This window comes from Actinokineospora bangkokensis (assembly GCF_001940455.1).
GTDB classification, from domain to species: Bacteria; Actinomycetota; Actinomycetes; order Mycobacteriales; family Pseudonocardiaceae; genus Actinokineospora; species Actinokineospora bangkokensis.
This window is the reverse complement of the sequence record NZ_MKQR01000009.1, coordinates 663,916-682,440: the sequence shown is the minus strand read 5'-3', so window position 1 is coordinate 682,440 and position 18,525 is coordinate 663,916. Positions and strand designations below refer to the sequence as shown.

Below are 18,525 nucleotides of genomic sequence, written 5' to 3'. Positions count from 1 at the left end.
GCGGGGCCGGTCACTGGCTCCGCAACCCCGGCCACAACCGCTCCCACGGGCCCTTGCGGCCGGAGTAGAGGGTCGCGAACCCCTCGGCCACCGGGGTCGTCGCCGCGAACGCCGCGCCCACCGCCGGGGACGGGGTGCCGATGAACAGCACGCTGTCGAAGACCTCCGGCGGGTGCCCGAAGTAGAAGTACCCGCGGTGGCCGCTGTAGGCGCGCGGCAACCCCTGGGCCGGGCCGTAGAGGTCGACCGCCGAGGCGAACACGTAGCTGTCGGTCATGATCGCGGTGTGCCCGCGCTGCTCGGGCGGCAGCGCCAGGTACACCGACGCCACCGTCTGCACCAGCGGCTTGAGCTGGTCCTCGGTCTCGGCGTACTGCTTGGCGGTGGCCACCAGCGGGATGTCGGGCAGCGCCTCGGCGACCCGCTTGGGGTAGACGGGCAGGCTCACCAGCGACACCGCCACCGACACCAGCGCCACCGCCGCGCCCGCCCACCGCGCCGCCGCGGGCCAGCGCACCCGCTCCAGGGCCACCGCCCCGGCCGCGAACGGCACCGCGTAGAGGCTGAACAGGTAGTAGGGGCGGCCCTGCAGCACGATGAACGCCACCACCAGCGCGATCGTCGCCACGCCCAGGTAGCGCCACGGCGCCAGCTCGCGGGCCACCACCAGCCGGGCCAGGCCCACCAGCAGCAGCAGCGCCCCCGCCAGCAGCCCGGCGCCCGCCAGGCCCTGCCACAGGAACGACCCGGTGCCCGGGTACTCCAGGGCCACCACCTCCGACATGCGGGTGTAGGGCCAGTCATGGCGCACCTGCCACACCAGGTTGGGCACCGTGGCCGCCACGGCCACCAGCGCCCCCCACCACAGCGCGGGCCGGGTCGGCAGCGCGCGGGGGCCGAACACCAGCGCGCCCAGCAGCACCGCGGCCCACAGGGCGGGCACCAGGAACTTCGTCTGCAACGACAGCGCGGTGGCGACCCCGGCCCAGAACAGCAGCCCGTCGGCGGCGCGGCCCTGCTGGTGCAGGCGGGTCCAGCGCACCAGCAACCACGCGATCAGCGTCCAGAAGAACGGGTCGATGGAGTAGGTGGCCAGCCAGTGCGCCACCCGCACCGACCCGGACAGGGCGAACACCGCCGCCGCCGTGGTCTGGGCGAGGCGACCCCCGCCCAGCTCCCTGGCGATCAGCCCGGTGAGCACCACCCCGCCCACCGCGGCCAGCGTCGCGGGCAACCGCAGCACCACCAGCGACCCGGGGGCGAGGTGGTGGGCCAGCCCGGCCAGCGCGGGCACCAGCGCGGGCTGGTCGAAGTACCCCCAGGACAGGTGGTCCGCGCCCGCCACCACGAAGTAGGCCTCGTCGAAGAAGTAGCCGTAGTTGGCGCTGGCCACCAGCATCAGCGCCGCGGTCACCGCCGCCACCACCGCCAGCGGCAGGCGGGCCACCGCCGGGGTGCTCGGGGGTGCGGTCGGGGGGCTCTCGTGGACGCGCGCGGTTGCCATGGACCCAGTACAGCGGGCGCCGGGGGTGGCCCGAAACGCCCGCCGGTCGCCACCGCGCTCAACCTCGGTCGACCCCCGGTCGAGCGCGGACAACATTCGTATTCACCCCACCGGTTCGACCTCGGCGCATTGCCGCACGTCAACGCAGGTCGACGCCCCGGGGACAACCATCGGCCAACCGGTGACAACTTTCTGCCGCTGCGGACCCACCCCGGTGCCCTTATGATCAACGAGGAATAGTGTGCCCGAACTCGGGCGCATCGAAAGAGGAGAAGAAATCGTGGGTTCCAAGAAGATTTCCCTGAACAGCGGCGCGACCCCGGCCGCGGTCCTCGACACCGCGCGCTCGGCCCTGGAGGGCAAGGGCTACCTGTGGGTGTCCACCGGTGCCGCCAGCGCCCAGGCGCACGAGGGCGGCAAGGAGATCACCAAGAAGCACCAGAACAAGCTGCTGCTTGACCTGCGCGTCGACGGTGACGACCTGGTCCTCGGCCAGGGCAGCCACGGTGGCGGCGGCTTCGCCGCGGGCCTGGGCCCGCTGACGGCCATGCAGGTCAGCGGCGAGTTCAGGAAGGCCCGGCGCTCCGTGGAGGACGCGCTCAAGAGCGCCGGGCTCGCCTGAGCCGCCCGCGGCGGGGCGGCGCCGCGCTCAGGCGTTGGCCTTCGCGCTGATGCGCAGGAAGACCAGCCCGGCCAGGACCGCGATGGCGGCGCCGACCTTGCTCGCCGCCAGCGCGTCCTGGGCCACCAGGCCCGCGATGCCGCCGATCAGCAGGAACACGCCCACGACCAGCGCGATGATCCGGGTGCTCTTGGACTTCGATGCCATGGGGATCTCCTCGGGCTCGGGAACTCGACGCAAGCGACGGGACCGCGCAATTCGCGTGGCACCGGCAGAACCGACGATGAGGTCGGGTCACCATGAAATCACGCGCATTCGCCGGTGTCACCTCAGGGTGAGCAAGAATTGATCGACCCCGATCAGGAAACCGGTCGACGACGCATTCCTGCCGGTCGCGGTCACCGTCACCCGGTGTTCGCCCGCGGTCAGCCGCACGCGGCCGGTGGGCGCGGTGGTCACCCGGACGCCGTCGGCGCGGAAGGTGTCGAACGGCGCGCCCACCGCGACCCCGTCGACCGCCACCGCGGCGATCCCGCGGTTGGGGTCGGTGATCCACACCGTGCCCAGGTCGTAGTCGCCGGTGACCGGCACGCGCACGACCACGGTCATCGCGTCCCCGGGGGCGGTGGAGGCCAGCAGCAGGTAGGCGGTGTCGGAGGCCGAGCGGTCGACCGGCACCAGCACACCGGTGGTCGCCTGGGCCACCGGCCACAGCGACTCGGCCTCCACCGCCACCGTGCGCCCGGCCACCCCGTCAACCACCGGCGAGGGCTGGCCGGGGTTGCCCGCCGCGTCCACCGCCCGCACCCGGTAGTGCCAGGCCTCCCCCGGCACCAACCCCCGGTGCTGGAAGGCGTAGCCCGTCGTCGTGCCCACCAGCGCCGCCGGGGTCAGCGGCACCTGCGTCGAGCGGGAGGCGTAGACCTCGTAGCGGGCCACCACCCCGTCATCGGCCGCCGGGGCCCAGCTCAGGTCCACCGCGGTCGTGGTGTCGGGCCTGGCGCGCACGCCGGTGACGGCGGTGGGCGCGGTCGTGTCGGTGAACGGCGCCACCTCGCTGACCACCCGGTAGCGGGCCGCCGACCACGGCGCCGACCCCGCCAGCGGCTCCAACCGCACCGCCACCCGCTGCTTGCCCGCCGTCGCCGAGGGCGGCAGCGCGAAGGAGTCCTCCAACCACCGGGCGCGCTCGTTGCCCAGCGGCTGCCGCCACACCCCCACCGGGCGCCCGTCGACGAGCACCCGGGCGGTCTGCCCCGGCCGCGCCTGGTCGCCCAACCGGTGCAGGCGCGCACCGCGGTTCGCCGGGTCCACCGCCACCGAGAACGACACCGGCGCGGTCGTCGACAGCGCCGGGTGCTCCATCGGCGCCTGGAACCCCACGCCCTCCACGGTGCTGTCCAGGCTCGCCTTCTCCTCCTGCTCCGCCTGGTAGCCGTGCGCGTCGCGGCTGCCGGGGTCGCCCAGGTCCACCACGTCGGTCTGGCGCACCCCCACCGCGTCCTGGCCGTACCAGAACGCCGTCCAGCTCTCCGAGACCGGGTCGTCGTTGACCGAGCCGTGCTCCATGCCCACCCGCAGCGACCCGGAGAACGGGACCGCGTCGGGCACCATCACCCGGCCCATGCTCACGCAGATCACCGCGCACCCGTCGCCGACGGCCTCGAACGCCGGGCTGCCCGTCCACGGCCCCGACGCGGTGTAGCCGCCCAGGAAGTACCAGCCCGCCTCGTAGAAGTCCTCGGTCCCGGTGCCGTGCCAGGCCGGTGAGGGCGACCCGTCGACGTGCACGCGCTCGTCGCCCTCCTCGAAGTCGTACGGGTTCGCCCCGCCGGAGGTGCCGCGCAGCACCTGGGTCACCCCGCGGAACACCCCGCGGCCCGGGGCGTCGAGCAGCGGCACGTCCTGCTTGTCGGCCACCGGGCCGGTCGAGCCGTGGGTGGCGTGGAAGTACCCGGTCGCCCCGGAGGCCAGCGCCGCCGGGACGGTGCGGTCGGGGGCGGAGCTGACCTGCACGCGCGCCCCGCGCACCGGCACCCCGGAGCCGTTGACCAGCTCGACGGTGGCGCCGGAGGCGTAGGGCATCGGCCACCACGCGGTGTACCAGCCGCCGGGGGTGGCATCGATCGACGACAGCAGCGAGCGGCTGTCGAACTCCCCCAGGCCCGAGCCGAAGAACTCGCCCACCGGGGCGTCGACACCGGTGCGGCCGTCGAAGCTGATCCGCAGCCGCAGCCCGTCGAGCACCGCGTCGGAGCGGGTCAGCTCGGCCGGGTCGACCGGGAAGCGGAAGTCGTGGTTGCCCGACCAGGTCACGCCGGTGGCGGAGTAGTGGTGGGCCTGCTCGGTACCGGGCTGCCAGGCACCGGTGTCCAGCACGTCGGTGCGGGTCCAGTCACCGCCGACGAGGCTGTGCGCGTCGTAGCGGAACTCGGTGAACGCGGAGCTGACCTGGTTGGTCACGGTGATGGTCGACTTGCCCGCGGTCAGCGCGGCGGGCAGCAGCACGGTCTGGGTGTCCCACAGGCCCGCGCCCAGCGCGGTGGTCGCGGGCCACTCGCCCGCCGGGCGGCCGTCGACGAGGATCGCGGCGCGCTGTCCCCCCACAGACGCGTCGAGCGCCCGGCTCAGCCGGACGCTCGTGTTGTTCGGGTCCACCCGCACCTGGAAGGTGCTGCTCCCACCGGGACCCAGTTCCCGGCCGAAGTCGTTGCGGCGGGGGCTCTGCACGACCTGGGGGAGCGACAGCCGCAGCTGGGTCACCCGCCCAGGCCCGGGTAACGACACCAGCCTGCTCGCCTGCCCCGGTGCCAGGTCCGCGGTGCGGTCGGTGGTGGTGGCACCGGGCGCGGCGGGCTTGGGGTCGGCGGTGCCGTAGGCCTGTAATCGGGCCACCACGTCCAGCGCCCGGTCCGCCGGGTCGAAGGTGGTGATGCCGGTGGTGTCGGCGAACTCGCGGTGGTCGACGTGGAAGTACAGCGGGTTGGCCCCGGTGCTGACGCGCATGGAGTCGCGGTACGGCATGGGCACCTTGATGCTCATGCCGCCCCGTGACTCCAGCGTGCCCGCCACCAGCGGCCACACGAACGGCGCACCGACCCTGCCGTCCACGATGTCGCCGATGCGGCCCGACAGGACGGTGCGCCCGTCGAGCTCCACGGTCAGGGTGTTGTCGGCCAGGGCGCCCGCCCGCACCGCCGCGCGCTGGTCGGCGGGCAGGGCGGCCACCCTGGCCGCCAGCGCCGGATCACCGCGTTCGGCGGCGGGCACGTCCCCGACGAACCACAGCGAGGTCAGCTCGCCCGCGCCGGTGTCCTCGGCCACCACGCACCCGGCGGCCGAGGACGACAGGCACGAGTAGGTGCCGAACCCCCCGTCGTCGTTGGCGCCGGTGCGGTCGAAGCTGGAGACCTGCCGGGACTGCTCGCCCACCCGCAGCCGCTCCAGGCCGTCGAGCTGGCGGTAGGACTGCCAGCCCACCGACGGGCCCTGCTGCGGGGCCGGGGAGTTGAGCGTGGCGCCCTCGGACTTGTTGCGCGACAGCAGCAGGATCACGATGAGGACGAGGAAGATCAGGGCCGCGCCCGCGTTGCCCTTCTTGTTCGCCACGGTGCTGGATCCCTCCGGTGGTGTGCGGGTGGTGTGTGGGTGGTCGGTGCGGGTGATCTTGGCGGTCACCCCGCGACCGAGCGTAGGGAAGGGCGCACTCCCGGTCCGGGGCTCGGCGCGCCGGACTAGGGGAACACCTAGAGCATCGACCCGGGAGGGTGCGGCGGGTGGCGCGCGGCGCCGCGGACCGGTAGTGCGGGCGCTACCCGACCAGGAAGGACTCCACGGCGTTGGCGGCCAGGTCGACCCCGCCGCCTGCGCGCAGCTCCGCGCGCACCCGCGCCAACCGCTCCGCGATCGCCGGGTCGGCGCTGACCGCCTCCACCGCGCGCCGCAGCGACTCCGGGGTGATCTCCTCCGCGGGCAGGTGCGCGCCCACGCCCAGCTCCACCATGCGCGCGGCGTTGCCGTGCTGGTCGATGCCCTGCGGCACGGCCACCGTCGGCACCGCGTACCACAGCGCCTCCACGCACCCGCCCATCCCGGCGTGGGTGACGAACGCGGCCGCGGACTCCAGCACCGCCAGCTGCGGCACGCGCGCCAGCACCTCCACCCCGTCCGGGATGGGGCCCAACTCGTCGGTGCCCGCGTACTTGCCCGCCACCAGCACCAGGTGCCAGTCGGTGCCGCCGAAGGCGTCCAGGCACGCGCGGTAGAAGTCGGGGCGGTCGTTGAAGGAGTTGCCCAGCGACACCAGCACCACCCGCCTGCCGTCGGCGGGGGGAGCCCAGCTGCGGTCGGCCAGCCGCTGCGGGGACAGGCACGGTCCGACGAACCGCACGTTCTCCGGTGCGCGCTCGGCGCCGGGCTGCATCACCCTGGGCACCAGCGACAGCGTGGCGTGCGGGTAGGTCTGGAGGGCGTGGGCGCCCTCGGGGACGCCGTTGTCGGCCAGCCACGCGTCGGCCAGCTCGTAGAACCGGGACGCCGAGTCCGCCGAGCCCAGCGCCGCCAGCAGCCGCGGGTCGGGTTCGGCGTCGGGGTCCGGCCACGCCATCGGCATGATCGCCAGGCCCACCGCGGGCACGCCGTGGGCGCGGGCGAGCACCTGCCCGGCCATCGCGCCGGGGTCGTGCAGCACCAGGTCCGGGGGGTCCTCGGCGAAGGCCCGCGCCAGGTGCGGGTACTGGGCCTGGGCCTCGCGCAGGAACAGCTGCATCACCTCGCCCGCGTCGGCGGGGATGCTGGTCAACCCGCCCGCGCGGCCGGTCGCCGGGTCCGGCAGCAGCGTCTCGTGCCCGACGAAGTCCACACCGGACTCCGCGAACAGACCGCGCACCGGCTCCCCCGCCGCGGCGGTGACCCGGTGCCCGCGCCGCGCCAACTCCTCCACCAGCGCCAACCACGGGTAGATGTGGCTCACCGAGCTGAGGGCGACGACCACGACGTGCTGCGACGCGCTGCTGGCCATGGCGGGCACGCTACCGGCGCCCGCGCGGGCACCCCGGTGGGCGGGCGGCGGCGCTAGCACTTTCCCCAGACATCCCCGGGGTGGCGCACCGGGCGGGGGAGATCGGTTTCACTGCGCACGACCCGATCGGAGCAGCCGATCACCGACACCGGAGGACGACCGATGGGCAACTTATCCAGGCGGGGCGGGCGGCGGCTGGCGGCGGTGGTCGCGTCCTGCCTGCTGGTCGTGTCCGCCCCCGCCGCGGCGGGCGCCGCCACCCCCACCCCCACCGCGCTCGCCGCGGTGTCCACACTCGACACCCTGGTGCCCGCCCCGGTGAGCGCGCGGGCCGAGCCGGGCCAGGACTTCCGGCTCACCCCCGGCACCGCCATCGTCGTCCCCCGCGGGGCGGGCGGGGCGGGCGAAGTGCACGAAGTGCGCGAGGTGGCCGACCTGCTCGCCGCGGACCTGCGGCCCGCCACCGGGTTCCCGCTGTCGGTGGCCACCGACAGCGGCCGCCGCGGCAACACCATCACCCTGCGCCTGACCCGCGACGCCCGCGGCATCGGCGCCGAGGGCTACCGGCTCGACGTGGCGCGCTCCGGGGTCACCCTGGAGGCCACCGGCGCGGCCGGGCTGCGCAACGCCACCCAGACCCTGCGCCAGCTGCTCCCGCCCGCCATCGAGGCCGAGAGCAGGCAGGACGTGGCGTGGACGGTGCCCGGCGCGCACATCGTCGACCAGCCCCGCTACGCCTACCGCGGCGCGATGCTCGACGTGGCCCGCTACTACTTCCCGCCCGACGTGGTGCACCGGTTCATCGACCAGCTCGGCTCCTACAAGGTCAACCGCCTGCACCTGCACCTGACCGACGACCAGGGCTGGCGGTTGCAGGTCGACAGCTGGCCCCGGTTGGCCACCCACGGCGGCAGCACCCAGACCGGCGGCGGCCCCGGCGGCTACTACACCAAGGCCGAGTACGCGGCCATCGTCGAGCACGCCCGCGAGCGCGGCATCACCGTCGTCCCCGAGGTGGACATGCCCGGGCACACCACCGCGGCCCTGTCCTCCTACGGCGAGCTGACCTGCGACGGTGTCGCGCCCCCGCTCTACACCGGCTACGACGTCGGCTTCAGCTCGCTGTGCCTGGGCACCCCCACCACCGCCCGCTTCGTCGACGACGTGCTGCGCGAGGTCGCCGCGCTGACCCCCGGCGAGTACATCCACATCGGCGGGGACGAGGCCGCCGCGACCACCCCGGAGGCCGACTACACCGCGTTCATGGCGATGGCGACGGCCACCGCGGCCAAGTACGGCAAGAAGGTCATCGGCTGGAACAGCGCGCTGGCGAGCGGGTCGCCCTTTGGCGCCGGTGCCGTGGCACAGTACTGGTACCCCTGGCCCGACGACGCCACCGCCCGCGACGCCACCGCGCGCGGCGCGAAGTTGATCATGTCGCCCGCGCACCGGGCCTACCTGGACATGAAGTACACCGCGACCGAGCCGCTCTACGGGCAGGCGTGGGCCGGGTACGTCGAGGCGCGCAACGCCTACGAGTGGAACCCCGACACCACGGTCAACGGCGTGCCCGCGTCCGCGGTGCTCGGGGTCGAGGCGACCCTGTTCACCCAGATCACCCCGGACGAGAAGTCGGTGCAGTTCATGCTCTACCCGCGGCTGCCCGAGCTGGCCGAGGTCGCGTGGACGCCGCTGTCCGGGCAGAGCTGGGACCGGCTCCGCACGCGGCTGCCCGCCCAGGCGCAGCGCTGGGACGCCTGGGGGGTGAACTACTACCGGTCACCGCAGATCCCCTGGGTCGGCTGACGCGAGAGGGGGAGGCCACCACCCGGCGGCCTCCCCCTCTCGCTCACCCGGCTTGGGCGACGCCCTCCACCACGTCGGCCGCCGCCACGGCGCCACCGGCGTCGACCATGGCCGCGCGCAGGCGGTCCAGGCGCTCACCGATCCCGTCGTCGGCCAGCAGCGACTCCACCGCCGCCGCCACCGCCGCGCCACCCAATTCCTCGCGCGGCACCACCCGGCCCACCCCCAGCTCCGCCACCTGCTCGGCCACCAGGTCCTGCTCGGTCAGCTGCGGCAGCAGCACCACCGGCGTGCGCGTCCACAGCGCCTCGACCACGCTGCCCATCCCCGCGTGCGAGACGAACACGTCGGTCTCGGCCAGCAGCGCCAGCTGCGGCACCCACCGGTGCACCTCGACGTTGTCCGGCAGCGGTTCCAGCTCCGCGGGGTCCACCCGGTTGCCCACCACCAGCACCACCTGCCACGGCTTGTCGGCGAACTCGCGCACGCACTCGGCGAACAGCCGCCCCTGGCTGGTGTAGCCGAAGGTGCCGAACGCGACGACCACCAGCGGCCGCTGCGGGTCCCGCGGGGTGGTGGGCACCCACTCGCCCTGGAACGCCCGCTCGGACAGGCACGGACCCACGAACGCGTACTCCGGCCCGAAGTGCTCCTGCCCCACCTGGAGCTCGCGCGGCAGGAACACCAGGCTCGCGCGCACCGCGGACTGGTCGGCGCGGAACTGCTCGGGGGTCATGTCCAACCCCTGCCCCGCCAACGCCTTCACCACCACCTCCCGCTCACCGGTGATCGCCGGGTGCGCCGGATCGATCTCCGGGTGCAGCCCGGTGAAGCGCAGGTACGGGTTGAACGCCTCGTTGAACACGATCGTCGTGCACAGCTGCACCGCGGGCACGCCCCAGCGCAGCGCCAGCGCCCGTCCGGTGTGGAAGGCGGTCAGGTCGTGCAGCACCACGTCCGGGCGGTCGCCGTCGAGTGCGTCGTGGGCTTGGTCCAGCGGGGCGAAGCCCTCGTCGGTGATGGTCAGGATCGAGGCGTGGAACTCCTCGTGCGAGACCTCCCCCGGCGGCTTGATCACAAGGTCCAGCGAGCGGGGCATGACGTTGTCGTAGATCAGCGGCCGCGCCCCCGCCCCGGCCACCGCGCCCGCGAACTCCGGGGTGGTGGCGTAGGTGACGCGGTGGCCGCGGCGGACCAGCTCCGCCACCAGCCCCAGCGTCGGGTTCACGTGGCCGTGCAGGGGGAAGGTGAAGAACACCGCGTGCACCGGCACCTCCAAGGCCGTCGACACCGCGCCCGGGTCGTCCCCCGCGCGCCTGCGGTCCCCCATCACAGCGGGCGCGCGGCGGTCCGGGGGCGCGCGGCGGGAACACTGTGGAAGTCCCACTAGTCTTCTCCCCGGTAGCGCCGCGGGCCCGGCGGTCGCCGCTACGGTCCGTGCTATGCCCCGGGACACCGAGCAGGCCGGCCGCGACGTCCTCTTCCTGCTGTACCCGACCCCCGGCCACGTCACCCCGAACCTGGCGGTCGTGGCCGAGCTGGCCGGGCGCGGGCACCGGGTGCGCGTGGTCGTCGCCGAGCGCTTCGCCCCCGCCGTGGTCGCCGCGGGCGGCGACCCGCTGCCGTTCGACCCGCCGCTGGCGGAGCTGCCGTCGCTGGCCGGGCTCACCGAGGACGACTGGGCCGAGGCGAGCAAGGACGTCTTCCTCGACGTGATCAAGGCCTCGCGCGCCATCGCCGACCTCGTCGCCGCCGACCGGCCGGACCTGCTCGCCTTCGACTCCGCCCTGTGGGCCCCGGCCCGGCTGGTCACCGCGCGGGCGGGCATCCCCGCCGTGCAGCTGGTGCCCACCACCATCGACCGCGAGCCGTTCACCCCCGGCAGCGTCCGCATCGGCGAGCGCGACGACGCCGCCGAGGCCCAGCGGCTGGCCTCCTTCGGCGCCGCGCTGGTGTCGCTGTTCGCCGCGCACGGGCTGCCCGGGGCGACCACCGACGCCTTCGCCGCCCACCCCGACGAGCGGGTCGTGGCCTACGTGCCGCGCGGGTTCCAGCCCGACGCCGACCGCTTCGACGACCGCTACACCTTCGCGGGCCCGTGCCTGCCCGCCCAGCCCGGCGACGGCGCCTGGCAGCCCCCCGCGGGCGCGGGCCGCGTCCTGCTGCTGTCGCTGGGCACCACCTCCAACGACCGGCTCGGGCTGTTCACCGACTGCGTGCGCGCCTTCACCGACTCCGACTGGCACGTGGTGATCACCCTCGGCGGCCGGTTCACCCCCGACGACCTGGGCCCGCTGCCGCCCAACGTCGAGGCGCACAGCTGGGTGCGGCACCCGCAGGTCCTCGCGCACGCCGCGGCGTTCGTCTGCCAGGCGGGCATGGGCAGCGTCATGGAGGCGCTGGCGCACGCCGTCCCGGTCGTGGCCGTGCCCAGCCACCCCGAGGCCATCGCCAACGGCGCGCGCCTGGCCGAGCTGGGCCTGGGCACCACCCTCCCGGCCGCCGAGGTCACCGGGGCGGCCGTGCGCCGCGCGGTGGAGGCGGTGGCCGACGACCCGGCCGCGGCGCGGCGGCTGGGCGCGATGCGCGAGCACATCCACAGATCCGGCGGGGCACCGGCCGCGGCGGACGTCATCGAACGAGTGGCCAACGAACGAGTCCTGGAGGACCGGTGAGCGACATCAGCCTGGTAGAGCTGTCCCGCGAGTTCAAGTGCTACGCCCCGACCGACCCGGACGGCTACTACATCGAACTGCGCTTCGTGTACTCGGAGATCCTCGACGGCGACACCTACGCCCAGGAGATCGACCGGCTGCCCGAGGACGCGCTGGTGCTCGACATCGGCGCCAACGTCGGCATGTTCTCCCTGGGGGTCAAGGCCGCCCGCCCCGGCGCGACGGTGCTGGCCTTCGAGCCCATGCCGCGCACCCTGCTGGCGCTGGAGAAGAACCTGGAGCTGCACGGCGCCGAGGACGTCACGGTGTACCCGACGGCGCTGGGCACCGAGGAGGACTCCTCGGCCACCTTCACCTTCTACCCGCAGGCCCCGGCCAACTCCACCCGCTACCCCGAGCAGAAGACCCTGCTCATCCCGCTGCTGGAGACCGCCATGCGGCTGGAGGTGCCGGTGACGACGCTGTCGTCGGTGCTGGCGCGGCGGCCCGAGCGCGGCACCATCGACCTGGTCAAGATCGACGTCGAGGGCGCCGAGCTGGAGGTGCTGCGCGGGCTGTCCGAACAGGACTGGGCGCGGATCGAGGCGTTCGTCATCGAGGTGCACGACGTCAACGGCCTGCTCGACGACGTGTGCTCGCTGCTGACCGAGCACGGCTACGCCGTCTCCCCCGACCGGGCGCCGCTGATCCCCGAGGACCAGGACATGTTCCTCGTGCACGCCCGCCGCCCCGTCTCCGGCGGCAACTGACCTAGGGCCTGTCCTCGGACCCGAGCACCAGCAGGGAGCGCACATGGCAGTGCCGGGGACCTTCGCCCTCGGTGGGGACCTCGTCGTCGGCCGCAGCGGGTTCGGCGCGCTGCGGCTGACCGGCGACGGCGGGTGGGGACCACCGGCCGACCCCGACGGCGCGCGGGCGGTGCTGCGCCGGGCGGTGGAGCTGGGCGTGCGGCTCATCGACACCGCCGACGCCTACGGGCCCGGCACCAACGAGGAGCTGATCCGCGAGACCCTGCACCCCTACCCCGAGGACCTGGTCATCGCCACCAAGGGCGGGCAGTGCCGCCCCGGGCCGTTCTCCTACGTGCCCCTCGGGCGCCCGGAGTACCTGCGCCAGCAGGCCGAGCTGAGCCTGCGCCGCCTCGGGGTCGACCGCATCGACCTCTACCAGCTGCACCGCCTCGACCCGACCGTCCCCGCGGTCGAGCAGTTCCGCGCCCTGGCCGGGCTGCGCGCCGACGGCCGGGTCCGCCACGTCGGGCTCTCCGAGGTCACCGTCGAGGAGCTGGAGCTGGCCCGCGAGCACGTGCCCGTCGCCAGCGTGCAGAACCGGTACAACCTCACCGACCGCAAGCACGAGGCCGTGCTGGAGCTGTGCGAGCGGGAGGGCATCGCGTTCATCCCCTGGCACCCGGTGGGCAAGGGGTCGCTGGCGCGCGAGGCCGGGGTGATCCCGGAGATCGCCGCCGAGCTGGGCGCCACCGCCTCCCAGGTGGCCCTGGCGTGGCTGCTGCACCGCTCCCCCGCGATCCTGCTCATCCCCGGCACCTCCTCGGTGGCCCACCTGGAGGAGAACCACGCCGCGGCCGAGCTGGAGCTGTCCGACGAGCAGTACAAGCGGCTCGACGCCATCACCCCCGTCTGACCCATCGGACCCGGTGACGCCGAACGCCCCGCCTCCCCCGGTGTGTCCGGGGAGGCGGGGCGTTCAGCGCGTTCAGAGGGCCCGCACCCAGCCGTCGAGCGCGGCGGCGGTGGCGGCGGCGTGCTCCTCGACGAGGGTGAAGTGGGTGCCCGGCACGTCCACCGCCGTGTGCGGCAGCGCCCACCGGGCCTGCCAGTCCTGGTCGTCCTTGGGTTCGCTGTGCGGCTCGGAGGCGCGCAGCAGCAGGGTGGGAGCGTCGATGCGCGGGGGCACCCAGCCGCCGAACAGGCGCAGGTACCAGGCGCTGGCGGTCAGCCGGGCCGTGGTCATCCGCGTCCAGGTGCCCTCCCGGGCGAACATGCCCGCGTCCAGGTCGCCGGTGAACAGCGCCAGGATGTCGCCGGGCTCGTAGTAGACGTCCAGCAGCGCCACCCCGGCGGGGGCGTGGCCCTGCTGCTCCAACCGGGACGCGACGGCGTGCGCGGTGGTGCCGCCGGAGGACAGGCCCGCCAGCACGAACGGGCGCCCGGCCGCGCACTCCAGCACCGCCGCGGCGTGCGCGTCGAGGTGGGTGTCGAGGTCGTGGGGCAGCGGCTCGCCGCGCTCGAACCCCGGCGGTCGCAGCACGGCCACCTCCCGCTCGCCGCGGAAGCGCGCGGCCAGCCGCACGTACTCGTGCACGCCGCCGATGGCCACGTGGGAGCTGAACAGGATGACGACCGGGTCGGCCGCGCCCCGCGACAGGCGTTCCGGGGCGACCCGGCCGCCGGTGCCGGTGAAGGTCGGGCGCAGGTCGGCGGCGGCGGTGAGCAGCTTGTACCCGTCGCCGATGCGGCCCTGCTCCCAGGACGCGCGGAAGAACCCGTACAGCGAGTCCTGCTCCGGCTCGGCCTCGGCGGGCCGCCCCGCCGGGGCCAGCAGCCCGGCCAGCAGGTCCGCGATGGCGGTGACCGTCGGATAGGCGAAGGCCACGTCGGCCTGCAACCGGTGCCCGGTGGCCTCGGCCAGCGCGTTGCGCAGCCGGATCGACATCAGCGAGTCGAACCCGGCCTCGGCCAACCGCTGCTCGGGGTCGAGGTCGGCGGCGTCGGCGTGCCCGAGCACGGACGCGGCCAGCGCGCGCACCAACCCCGGCAGGTCGGCGGGGTCGAGCTCCGGAGCCCCGGCGGCCACCGGGGTGCGCGGGGCGGCCTCGGGGATGTCCGACAGCAGCGGCGAGGGGCGGCCGATGGTGAACGTCGGCGCGAAGTCCGCCCAGTCCAGGTCGGCCACCACCAGCGTGGTCTCGTCGTCGGCCAGCGCGGCCACCAGGGTGTCCAGCGCGGTGGCGGGGTCCATCAGGCGGTTGCCCCGGCGGCGCAGCCCCTCGGCGGCGGCCGCGTCGCGGGCCAGGGTCCCCCCTCCGCCCCACGCGCCCCAGGCGACCGCGGTGGCGGGCAAGCCCTGGGCGCGCCGGAGTTCCGCGAGCGCGTCGAGGTGGGCGTTCGCGGCGGCGTAGGCGCCCTGGCCCGCGCCGCCCCACACCCCCGCGCCGGAGGAGATCAGCACGAACGCGCGCACGTCCCCGGCCAGGTCGTGCAGGTTGCGGGCGCCGTCGACCTTGGCCGCCATCGTCTCGGTGAGGTGGGTGGCGTCGATGGCGGTGGTGGCCGCGGACGTCAGCGCCCCCGCGGCGTGGAACACCGCGTCCACCGGGTGCGCGGCGAGCAGCCCCGCGACCGCGGAGCGGTCCGCCACGTCGCACGCCACCACGTCGACCCGGGTGCCCGTGGCGCGCAGGGCGGCCGCCAAGTCGTCAGCGCCGGGGGCGTCCGGGCCGCGGCGGCTGGTGAGCACCAGGTGCTCGGCGCCGGACTCCGCCAGGCGGGTGGCGATGAGGGCGCCGATCCCGCTGGTGCCCCCGGTGACCAGGGTCGTGCCGGTCGGGGCCCACCCGGGGGCGTCGGCCGGGCGCGGCGCGGCGCGCACCAGGCGCCGGGCGAGCAGGCCGGGCTCGCGCACCGCGAGTTGGTCCTCGCCGTCGGCGCGGCCCAGCGCGGTGGCCAGCAGGTCCCACGTCCGGCCGCCGGTAGCGGCGGGCAGGTCCACCACCCCGCCCCAGCGGGCCGGGTGCTCCAGCGCGGCCACGCGGCCGAAGCCCCACAGCTGCGCCGCCCCCGGGTCCGGGGCGGTGTCGGTGTCCGCTGTGGACACCGCCTGCCTGGTCAGGCACCACAGGCGCGCGGTGCCGGGCTCCTCCAGCAGACGCACCAGGGCGACGGTGTCCAGCAGGGTGTGCTCGTCGCCCAGCGCCAGCAGGGACACCACCGCGTCCGCCTCGCGCAGCGCCTGCGCCGCCTCGGCGGGCCCGCGCACGGCGACCTCGGCGCCCCGGCGGCGCAGCGCCTCGGCCACCGGCTCGTCCGCCGGCGTGCCGGGGGTGAGCACCACCCACCGGCCGCCCGCCCCCGGCGAGTCCGGCACCAGACGCCAGCGCACCCGGTAGCGCCACCCGTCGGCGGGGGCGGCCGGGCGAGCAGAGGATTGGGCGGGGGCGGGTTCTGGCCAGTAGCGGCGGTGCTGGAAGGCGTGCGGCGGCAACCGCACCGGGTCCGGGTCGCCGGTGAACACCGTGCGCCAGTCGACCTCGATGCCCTGGGCGTGCGCCTCCGCGAACGCCGCCAGCACCCGGTCCGGGCCGCCGTCGCCGCGGCGCAGCGTGGCCGCGGTGGCCAGCCGGGCGCCGGTGTCCTGGGCGACCTCCTCCAGCGACGGCAGCAGCGTCGGGTGCGCGCTGATCTCCACCGCCCCGGTCACCCCCGCCGCCAGGGCCTTGCGCACGACCTGGTGGAACAGCACCGGGTCGCGGGTGTTGTCCCACCAGTACGCCGCGTCCATCCGCGTCGTGTCGAGCACGTCGCCGGTGACCGTGGAGTACAGGGGGATGCGCCCGGCGCGGGGGGCGACCGGGGCCAGCTCGGCTAGCAGCGGCTCGCGGAAGCGGTCGATCTGCCGGGAGTGCGCGGCGATGCCGATGCCCTTGATGCGCCGGTGGCCCACGCCCGCCGCGCTCAGCTCCTCGGCCAGCTCGTCCAGCGCGCCCAGCTCACCGGAGACGGTGGTGGCGCGGGGGCTGTTGTCCGAGGCCACCGCGAGCACCCCGCCCCACGGTTCGAGCAGGCGCTGGACCTCGTCGGCGGGCAGCGACACCGCGTGCATCCCGCCCAACCCGGCCAGCTCCTGCCACAGGCGGCTGCGGGTGGCCACCACCCTGGCCCCGTCCCGCAGCGACAGCGCCCCGGTGAAGCAGGCGGCGGCGATCTCCCCCTGGGAGTGCCCGGTCACCGCGTCGGGGACGACCCCGTGGGCGCGCCACACCTCGGCCAGCGCCACCATCACCGCCCACAGCGCGGGCTGCACCACGTCGATGCGCCCCAGCGACGGCGCCCCGTCGACCCCGCGCAGCACGTCGAGCACCGGCCAGTCGACGAACTCGCCCAGCGCCGCGGCGCACTCGCGCACCGCCGCGTCGAACACCGGGCTGGAGTCCATCAAAGCGGCGGCCATGCCCGTCCACTGCGCGCCCTGCCCGGGGAAGACGAACAGCAGCTTGCCGCCGGTGCGCGCTCGGCTGACTTCCTCGATCGAGCCCAACCAGCCCATCAGCTGCTCGCGGGAGCCCACCGCCGTCCCGGCCCGGTGCTCGTGCAGGCCCCGGTGCAGCGCGAGCGTGCGGCCGACGTCCGCCAGCGGCAGGTCCGGGTGCTCGACCAGGTGCGCGCGCAGGGCCTCGGCCTGCGCGCGCACGCCCTCGGCGGACTTGGCCGACAGCACCACCGGCACGTGCCCCACCGGCGTGCCGGTGACCTGCACGCCCGCGGGCCGCGCGGCGCGGGGCTCGGCGTGCTCCAAGACCAGGTGCGCGTTGGTGCCGCTGATCCCGAACGACGACACCGCCGCGCGGCGCGGGCGGCCGGTGTCCGGCCACGGCTGGGCCTGGGCCAGCAGCCGCACCTCGCCCGCCGCCCAGTCCACCTTGCTCGACGGTCGCTCGGCGTGCAGCGACCGGGGCAGCACACCGTGGCGCATCGCCTCGATGACCTTGATGACCCCGGCCACCCCCGCCGCCGCCTGGGTGTGCCCGAGGTTGGACTTCACCGACCCCAGCGCCAGCGGGGCGGCCTGGCCGCGGTGCCTGCCGTAGGTGGCCAGCAGCGCCTGGGCCTCGATGGGGTCGCCCAGGGTCGTGCCCGTGCCGTGCGCCTCGACCAGGTCCACCGCGCCGGGGTCGAGCTTGGCCGCGGCCAGCGCCTGGGCGATCACCCGCTGCTGGGAGGGGCCGTTGGGGGCGGACAGGCCGTTGGAGGCGCCGTCGGAGTTCACCGCGCTGCCGCGCAGGACGGCCAGCACGGGGTGGCCGTTGCGGCGCGCGTCGGACAACCGCTCCAGCACGACCACGCCCACGCCCTCGGCGAAGCTGGTGCCGTCGGCGTCGTCGGAGAACGGCTTGCACCGGCCGTCGCGGGCCAGGCCGCGCTGCTTGGTGAACGCGACGAACAGCCCCGGGGTCGCCATCACCGACACCCCGCCCGCCAGCGCCAGGGTCGCGTCCCCGGCGCGCAGGCTCTGCGCGGCCAGGTGCATGGCCACCAGCGACGACGAGCACGCGGTGTCGATCGTGACCGCCGGGCCCTCCAGCCCCAGCGCGTAGGCCACCCGCCCGGACAGCACGCTGGCGGCGTTGCCGGTGCCCGCGTGGTCCTGCGCCGCCTCGTCCGCGGCGGCCAGCACCGCGTAGTCGTGGTGCATCACCCCGGCGAAGACCCCCGTGCGGCTGCCGCGCAGCCCGGCGGGGTCGATGCCCGCGCTCTCCACCGCCTCCCACGAGACCTCCAGCACCAGCCGCTGCTGCGGGTCCATCGCCCGCGCCTCGGCCGGGGAGATGCCGAAGAACCCCGCGTCGAACCCGCCCGCGTCGTGCAGGAACCCGCCCTCGCGGGTGTAGGCGGTGCCGGGGTGGTCGGGATCGGGGTGGTAGAGGCCCTCCAGGTCCCAGCCCCGGTCGGCGGGGAAGGGCGAGATCGCGTCGCGGCCCTCGGCCACCAGCCGCCACAGCTGCTCCGGGGTGCGGATGCCGCCGGGGAAGCGGCACGCCATCCCCACCACCGCGACCGGGTCGCCCTCGCGGGCCTCCAGCTCCTTGACCCGGGCCGTCGCGGCGTCGAGGTCACCGACGACCCGCTTGAGGTAGTAGCGCAGCTGCTGGTCGCTGGGC

At 75.2% G+C, this 18,525-nt stretch carries 10 protein-coding genes and 1 pseudogene; 5 read left to right on the top strand and 6 right to left on the bottom strand.

Annotation, left to right across the window (positions count from 1 at the left end; genetic code table 11):
- Positions 1 to 10 precede the first annotated feature (10 nt).
- Positions 11 to 1,504, bottom strand: a complete 1,494-nt coding sequence (locus tag BJP25_RS10885) for an ArnT family glycosyltransferase (protein WP_075974689.1) — start codon at positions 1,502 to 1,504, stop codon at positions 11 to 13.
- A gap of 280 nt (positions 1,505 to 1,784) precedes the next feature.
- Here BJP25_RS10885 and BJP25_RS10880 point away from each other — a divergent pair, with 280 nt between their 5' ends.
- On the top strand, positions 1,785 to 2,126 hold the full coding sequence (locus BJP25_RS10880) for a hypothetical protein (protein WP_075974688.1): 342 nt from the start codon (positions 1,785 to 1,787) through the stop codon (positions 2,124 to 2,126).
- A gap of 27 nt (positions 2,127 to 2,153) precedes the next feature.
- On the opposite strand, the gene BJP25_RS10875 is transcribed toward BJP25_RS10880, so the two are convergent.
- The 3 genes from BJP25_RS10875 to BJP25_RS10865 form a co-directional block, all read right to left on the bottom strand.
- Positions 2,154 to 2,333, bottom strand: a complete 180-nt coding sequence (locus BJP25_RS10875) for a hypothetical protein (RefSeq protein WP_075974687.1) — start codon at positions 2,331 to 2,333, stop codon at positions 2,154 to 2,156.
- Between the two features lie 117 nt (positions 2,334 to 2,450).
- Entirely contained in the window at positions 2,451 to 5,735 is a 3,285-nt protein-coding gene (locus BJP25_RS10870) for a DUF2961 domain-containing protein (RefSeq protein ID WP_143218979.1), read from the bottom strand.
- A gap of 202 nt (positions 5,736 to 5,937) precedes the next feature.
- Positions 5,938 to 7,146, bottom strand: coding sequence for a macrolide family glycosyltransferase (locus BJP25_RS10865; protein ID WP_075974685.1), 1,209 nt, complete (start codon positions 7,144 to 7,146; stop codon positions 5,938 to 5,940).
- A gap of 162 nt (positions 7,147 to 7,308) precedes the next feature.
- On the opposite strand from BJP25_RS10865, the gene BJP25_RS10860 reads away from it, so the two are divergent.
- Complete coding sequence (locus BJP25_RS10860) at positions 7,309 to 8,952, top strand: beta-N-acetylhexosaminidase (protein WP_075974684.1); 1,644 nt, start codon at positions 7,309 to 7,311, stop codon at positions 8,950 to 8,952.
- Positions 8,953 to 8,995: 43 nt separating this feature from the next.
- Here the strand turns inward: BJP25_RS10860 and BJP25_RS10855 are convergent, their stop codons facing one another.
- Entirely contained in the window at positions 8,996 to 10,243 is a 1,248-nt protein-coding gene (locus tag BJP25_RS10855; protein WP_158075629.1) for a macrolide family glycosyltransferase, read from the bottom strand.
- A gap of 151 nt (positions 10,244 to 10,394) precedes the next feature.
- Here BJP25_RS10855 and BJP25_RS10850 point away from each other — a divergent pair, with 151 nt between their 5' ends.
- The 3 genes from BJP25_RS10850 to BJP25_RS10840 are packed head-to-tail and all read left to right on the top strand — an operon-like array spanning position 10,395 to position 13,271.
- Positions 10,395 to 11,627, top strand: a complete 1,233-nt coding sequence (locus BJP25_RS10850; protein WP_075974683.1) for a macrolide family glycosyltransferase — start codon at positions 10,395 to 10,397, stop codon at positions 11,625 to 11,627.
- Positions 11,624 to 12,376, top strand: coding sequence for an FkbM family methyltransferase (locus BJP25_RS10845; protein ID WP_075974682.1), 753 nt, complete (start codon positions 11,624 to 11,626; stop codon positions 12,374 to 12,376). Before BJP25_RS10850 ends, BJP25_RS10845 begins: the two co-directional genes overlap by 4 nt.
- A gap of 43 nt (positions 12,377 to 12,419) precedes the next feature.
- Complete coding sequence (locus BJP25_RS10840; protein ID WP_075974681.1) at positions 12,420 to 13,271, top strand: aldo/keto reductase; 852 nt, start codon at positions 12,420 to 12,422, stop codon at positions 13,269 to 13,271.
- 72 nt (positions 13,272 to 13,343) lie between these two features.
- Here the strand turns inward: BJP25_RS10840 and BJP25_RS36120 are convergent.
- Positions 13,344 to 18,524, bottom strand: a pseudogene (locus BJP25_RS36120) (SDR family NAD(P)-dependent oxidoreductase); the annotation flags it as partial.
- Between the last annotated feature and the right edge of the window lies 1 nt (position 18,525).